This is a genomic window from Vibrio sp. Hep-1b-8 (assembly GCF_006124995.1).
Classification (GTDB): Bacteria; Pseudomonadota; Gammaproteobacteria; order Enterobacterales; family Vibrionaceae; genus Vibrio.
Genome location: NZ_QEWN01000126.1, coordinates 1 through 3309, shown reverse-complemented (window position 1 = coordinate 3309; position 3309 = coordinate 1). Strand labels below are relative to the sequence as shown.

The 3309-nt window shown below is 41.1% G+C and carries 6 protein-coding genes; 5 read left to right on the top strand and 1 reads right to left on the bottom strand.

From position 1 onward, the window contains the following. Nucleotides 1-232: 232 nt before the first annotated feature. From DA100_RS16690 to DA100_RS16680, 5 genes are all read left to right on the top strand, one after another. Nucleotides 233-949, top strand: coding sequence for a hypothetical protein (locus tag DA100_RS16690; RefSeq protein ID WP_138973159.1), 717 nt, complete (start codon nucleotides 233-235; stop codon nucleotides 947-949). A 118-nt stretch (nucleotides 950-1067) separates the two neighbouring features. Continuing rightward, nucleotides 1068-1205, top strand: a complete 138-nt coding sequence (locus tag DA100_RS21050) for a hypothetical protein (RefSeq protein ID WP_171052172.1) — start codon at nucleotides 1068-1070, stop codon at nucleotides 1203-1205. Then, nucleotides 1202-1918 (top strand): hypothetical protein, encoded by a 717-nt coding sequence (locus DA100_RS16685; protein ID WP_138973158.1) that lies wholly within the window; start codon nucleotides 1202-1204, stop codon nucleotides 1916-1918. Before DA100_RS21050 ends, DA100_RS16685 begins: the two co-directional genes overlap by 4 nt. A gap of 118 nt (nucleotides 1919-2036) precedes the next feature. Further along, nucleotides 2037-2174 (top strand): hypothetical protein, encoded by a 138-nt coding sequence (locus tag DA100_RS21045; RefSeq protein ID WP_171052172.1) that lies wholly within the window; start codon nucleotides 2037-2039, stop codon nucleotides 2172-2174. Then, a complete protein-coding gene (locus tag DA100_RS16680) occupies nucleotides 2171-2767 on the top strand; it encodes a hypothetical protein (protein ID WP_138971698.1) in 597 nt (198 codons plus the stop codon). The genes DA100_RS21045 and DA100_RS16680 overlap by 4 nt, the downstream gene beginning before the upstream one ends. Here DA100_RS16680 and DA100_RS16675 read toward each other — a convergent pair. Beyond that, a partial coding sequence (locus tag DA100_RS16675) for an IS630 family transposase (protein WP_138973157.1) occupies nucleotides 2759-3309 on the bottom strand: 551 nt, incomplete at its 5' end. The genes DA100_RS16680 and DA100_RS16675 overlap by 9 nt on opposite strands.

Here is a 3309-nt window from a genome sequence, read left to right as displayed (position 1 = left end):
TTAACAGGTTTGTAGGTTAAATCAGTTTTGCTTTTCTCATATCGATTGCCAGACTACCGGCGGCACCACGGATGATACCATCACGGTACTGGTTAGCATGCCGTTTAACTGGCAAGCCTCAAAGTATCAACAACTGGTGCTATATAGCGTCAGGTAAAAAACAAGGTGATTTAACCGTAGAGCCTGCGCCAAAAGAATTTGGCACTCGTATTATTGAAGTGAGAATAGACCAATGAAGAATAACCAAAGTATAGAGTTTGTAGAGGAACAACTTTATAACGCTGATGTAGCCTACTCTTGGGAGCACAAAGGATTGGGTGGCAAATACGAACACCTGTGGAGGTGGGGAGTGGCGTTCTTTGTCAACTATTCAATATTTGTTTTTTTTTGGTTTATTCTTGAAGATTTTACTGTAGACACCCCCATGTTTTGGGTGGCTTTTGTTTTGATGACGATGATGATGTTGATGACAAGGTATCTATATTTACCTGATAAACATCGCTGTTATCACCTAACTGCACAGGGTATTCGTTACACAGAACAAGATATGATCCCAGAGGTGGCTTATAAAATCGTGCGTGGTTTTGCGTGGGTGGGGATTGCGGTGTGTGTTATTGCGGTTTTGTTACTTGGCCCCTTGGCGCTTGTCGGTGCTGGGGCATTTGCACTGATGTCATTTGGGATGACCAATTTTCAGCCAACGGTACTAAAACACGAAATCTTCTTCTCTGACAGTCCAATTCTATTTAACGTAGTGAAAGATACTATGTTTAGAATTGACAGTCATACCGCCACCGAGTATTGCTGCCGTAGAGATTTTTACTGTTCGTCTATAGAAGAAAAACAAAAAATCATCACCCTAATCCTAGAGAGTCAAAAAGATATCGAGTATGTGGAACTAGCAAAATTGAACGATATGTTTAAACACCCTATTTTTATTCAAGACTAGAAGAATGCAAGTTGAACTCTATTAACAGGTTTGTAGGTTAAATCAGTTTTGCTTTTCTCATATCGATTGCCAGACTACCGGCGGCACCACGGATGATACCATCACGGTACTGGTTAGCATGCCGTTTAACTGGCAAGCCTCAAAGTATCAACAACTGGGCTATATAGCGTCAGGTAAAAAACAAGGTGATTTAACCGTAGAGCCTGCGCCAAAAGAATTTGGCACTCGTATTATTGAAGTGAGAATAGACCAATGAAGAATAACCAAAGCATAGAGTCTCTAAAGGAACAACTTTATAACGCTGATGTAGCCTACTCTTGGGAGCACAAAGGATTGGGTGGCAAATACGAACACCTGTGGAGGTGGGGAGTGGCGTTCTTTGTCAACTATTCAATATTTGTTTTTTTTTGGTTTATTCTTGAAGATTTTACTGTAGACACCCCCATGTTTTGGGTGGCTTTTGTTTTGATGACGATGATGATGTTGATGACAAGGTATCTATATTTACCTGATAAACATCGCTGTTATCACCTAACTGCACAGGGTATTCGTTACACAGAACAAGATATGATCCCAGAGGTGGCTTATAAAATCGTGCGTGGTTTTGCGTGGGTGGGGATTGCGGTGTGTGTTATTGCGGTTTTGTTACTTGGCCCCTTGGCGCTTGTCGGTGCTGGGGCATTTGCACTGATGTCATTTGGGATGACCAATTTTCAGCCAACGGTACTAAAACACGAAATCTTCTTCTCTGACAGTCCAATTCTATTTAACGTAGTGAAAGATACTATGTTTAGAATTGACAGTCATACCGCCACCGAGTATTGCTGCCGTAGAGATTTTTACTGTTCGTCTATAGAAGAAAAACAAAAAATCATCACCCTAATCCTAGAGAGTCAAAAAGATATCGAGTATGTGGAACTAGCAAAATTGAACGATATGTTTAAACACCCTATTTTTATTCAAGACTAGAAGAATGCAAGTTGAACTCTATTAACAGGTTTGTAGGTTAAATCAGTTTTGCTTTTCTCATATCGATTGCCAGACTACCGGCGGCACCACGGATGATACCATCACGGTACTGGTTAGCATGCCGTTTAACTGGCAAGCCTCAAAGTATCAACAACTGGGCTATATAGCGTCAGGTAAAAAACAAGGTGATTTAACCGTAGAGCCTGCGCCAAAAGAATTTGGCACTCGTATTATTGAAGTGAGAATAGACCAATGAAGAATAACCAAAGCATAGAGTCTCTAAAGGAACAACTTTATAACGCTGATGTAGCCTACTCTTGGGAGCACAAAGGATTGGGTGGCAAATACGAACACCTGTGGAGGTGGGGAGTGGCGTTCTTTGTCAACTATTCAATATTTGTTTTTTTTTGGTTTATTCTTGAAGATTTTACTGTAGACACCCCCATGTTTTGGGTGGCTTTTGTTTTGATGACGATGACGATGATGATGTTGATGACAAGGTATCTATATTTACCTGATAAACATCGCTGTTATCACCTAACTGCACAGGGTATTCGTTACACAGAACAAGATATGATCCCAGAGGTGGCTTATAAAATCGTGCGTGGTTTTGCTTGGGTGGGGATTGCGGTGTGTGTTATTGCGGTTTTGTTACTTGGCCCCTTGGCGCTTGTCGGTGCTGGGGCATTTGCACTGATGTCATTTGGGATGACCAATTTTCAGCCAACCGTTGATAAGTCTTATGTGCTTATAGATGATCGCAGTGTCGTGTTTAATCTAACTCATGACTCAGTGCTGTCATTTGGAAGCCCTAATCGAGAAACATTAGACTATACCCAATCAACTTGAAAATGCAGGCTTGAGTACCTGAAAATTATCATTGATTCGAGACGTCAGTGAACCTGCGATCTCTGGAAGAGTCACAGTAAAAAATTGATCGATGGCTTCCTTGAAGTCTCGTTTATTTTTGAAGTAAACGTTATTCCTCGACTGCTCGTTCATTACCTTCCAAAGCCGCTCAATTGGGTTGAGGTTTGGACTGTAAGGTGGAAGATAATGTAGTTCGATATTTAGGACAAACGCTGCATCTTTGACTAAGTCACTGCGGTGATATCCCGCACCATCTAAGATGATATGAAGCTTATGGGCTAATGGATAACTCTCTCTTAACTTACAGAAAAAGCGAACAATATTTTCACTGTTAATACTCTCGTAATCGTGAACGATGGTGGCACCAATATCTGACAGGTTTAGTGCGCCAATAATGTTCAATCGGCTACGATTGCCCGTTGTTTCAATCACTTTAGCCTGACCAGTACGTATCCAGCCATGAGATATTTTTGTTAATAAGGTTGGGTGAACTGCATCGATAAAGACTATCGATTCATCCT

Bases quoted from the DNA above. Each gene is read 5' to 3' on its own strand.
- DA100_RS21050 (WP_171052172.1), top strand. From the start codon at position 1,068: ATGCCGTTTAACTGGCAAGCCTCAAAGTATCAACAACTGGGCTATATA.
- DA100_RS21045 (WP_171052172.1), top strand. From the start codon at position 2,037: ATGCCGTTTAACTGGCAAGCCTCAAAGTATCAACAACTGGGCTATATA.
- DA100_RS16685 (WP_138973158.1), top strand. From the start codon at position 1,202: ATGAAGAATAACCAAAGCATAGAGTCTCTAAAGGAACAACTTTATAAC.
- DA100_RS16690 (WP_138973159.1), top strand. From the start codon at position 233: ATGAAGAATAACCAAAGTATAGAGTTTGTAGAGGAACAACTTTATAAC.
- DA100_RS16680 (WP_138971698.1), top strand. From the start codon at position 2,171: ATGAAGAATAACCAAAGCATAGAGTCTCTAAAGGAACAACTTTATAAC.